This window comes from Sphingomonas sp. 2R-10 (genome assembly GCF_030062225.1).
Taxonomy (GTDB): domain Bacteria; phylum Pseudomonadota; class Alphaproteobacteria; order Sphingomonadales; family Sphingomonadaceae; genus Sphingomonas.
In genome coordinates this window covers 1-1,594 of the sequence record NZ_JASCXF010000085.1, presented here as the reverse complement: position 1 = coordinate 1,594, position 1,594 = coordinate 1, and the positions used below count along the sequence as shown (strand labels likewise).

The following is a 1,594-nucleotide window of genomic DNA, read 5'->3' as shown; positions in this document are numbered from 1 at the left end:
CCTTCTTCTGTCATGCTCGCGGCGAGCGGTTTCGGTCCAGCCCATATGATCCCCGTGGTCTTCGCAACCCTCGGTGAATCACAACTGGCTGAAATCGCTCAACCTAATTTCCGGTTGGGCTCTAAGAACGGCGCGTCGCCGCGGGGCATCCGGCCGGAAAAGATCAGGCTTTGGGCATGCCCGGGCCGGTAGAATACGGACCTTCTGCGTTAACGGTCGACGCTTTCAAACGCTCGTTTGGTTATTCTGTACAGCGCCAATCCAGCTATGATCCTGCTACTTTGTAACGCTATGCAGGGATGGAGAACCACGCGCGATAATGCAGGTCGCGCTAGGCGTGTCATAATCGTGGGACCGGGCAGGCCGGGTATACGGGGGAAAGACCGCTCCCTCCGCTTCGATCTACCCTCTCACAAATCTCTAGCAATTTTTGGGTTGAAGGGGTTTGATAATGTCAATCCCGTCACCGGAGCGTACCACTCATGACTGATCCGCTACCCGGACCACGCTTGAAGATAGATCGTGCTAGAGCCTTGCTTGCAGAGCTACAGGACATTGAAACGAGGTTCTTTAGTGAAGCTCGATGTTCCATTATCTACGATACGCAAACCAATCCCGGTCATAAGCTGGCGAAGGTAAAGCTAGATACGCCTACTCCTGAAATAATTCATGTGTTGGCGGGTGAGATTATCTACCATCTGCGATCTTCGCTAGATCAGGTTGCTGTAGCATTTGCTCGTAATAGCAGCGGACCTACCCAGCCAAAGAATACGTATTACCCGACAGGCGATAACTTTCGCAGTTTTGTAAAAAGCTGCAAGGGATTTGATCGCAAAAAGGGAAGGCTTACCGGCAACCTCCGTCACTTTGATACTGGACTTAGAAAGGCTGTATTGAGAACTCGCCCTTACGATGGAGGGAATGACCAATTACGTGCAGTTTTCCGTATGGCGAATGTTGATAAGCATATGGAGCTGATAGCGGTAGCGGTGCGAGGCGGTATAAATGTTATGCAAAATTTCACCATCAAAGGTGCTTTTGTTGGCTACATGGTGAATGGTCCCGGCAATCTCGGCGAGGGCGTCGTCTTTTCTGACCTAATGCCAGAGGGATCAATCACGCCAAATCACCCCAACGCAAAAATAACTGTTCGGGGTAAGATATGCCTTGGCGGAGACGGTTTCTATGCGGGGAACGAGCTACTACCGTTCCTTACCTCTATGGTGGAGGAGACAGCCAAATCGCACGATAATCTCAGGCAGGCGATTGCCGGGGGTGACGAACAGCCGCCTTCAAACGTGTATTTCAGGTTCGGGGCATTATGACGGACACCTTGCCTCAGCTAGTACAAAAGCCTAATACAACCGTCCCGACGCTCTTTCAGAAAACCACAGAAATCCGCCATTTTTGGTGCAAACCGTAAAATCCTCTTCTGGGCACAGTTGGCAAAATCCAGTTGGTCGCTACGCTAGAGGCTGTTATGGACTTGGAAGCGGGCTTGATTCATCCGTTATTGGATGAGCATTTGCCGCAAGTCGTATCTGTCTGACGTCAGTGATGAGGAATGGTCGCTGGTCGCACCATATTTGCTGTT

General features: G+C 51.1%; 2 protein-coding genes. Both read left to right on the top strand.

From position 1 onward, the window contains the following. A partial coding sequence (locus tag QLH51_RS19800; RefSeq protein ID WP_283514677.1) for a hypothetical protein occupies positions 1–192 on the top strand: 192 nt, incomplete at its 5' end. Between the two features lie 317 nt (positions 193–509). Beyond that, a complete protein-coding gene (locus QLH51_RS19795) occupies positions 510–1,325 on the top strand; it encodes a hypothetical protein (RefSeq protein WP_125662768.1) in 816 nt (271 codons plus the stop codon). The last annotated feature ends 269 nt before the right edge of the window (positions 1,326–1,594 follow it).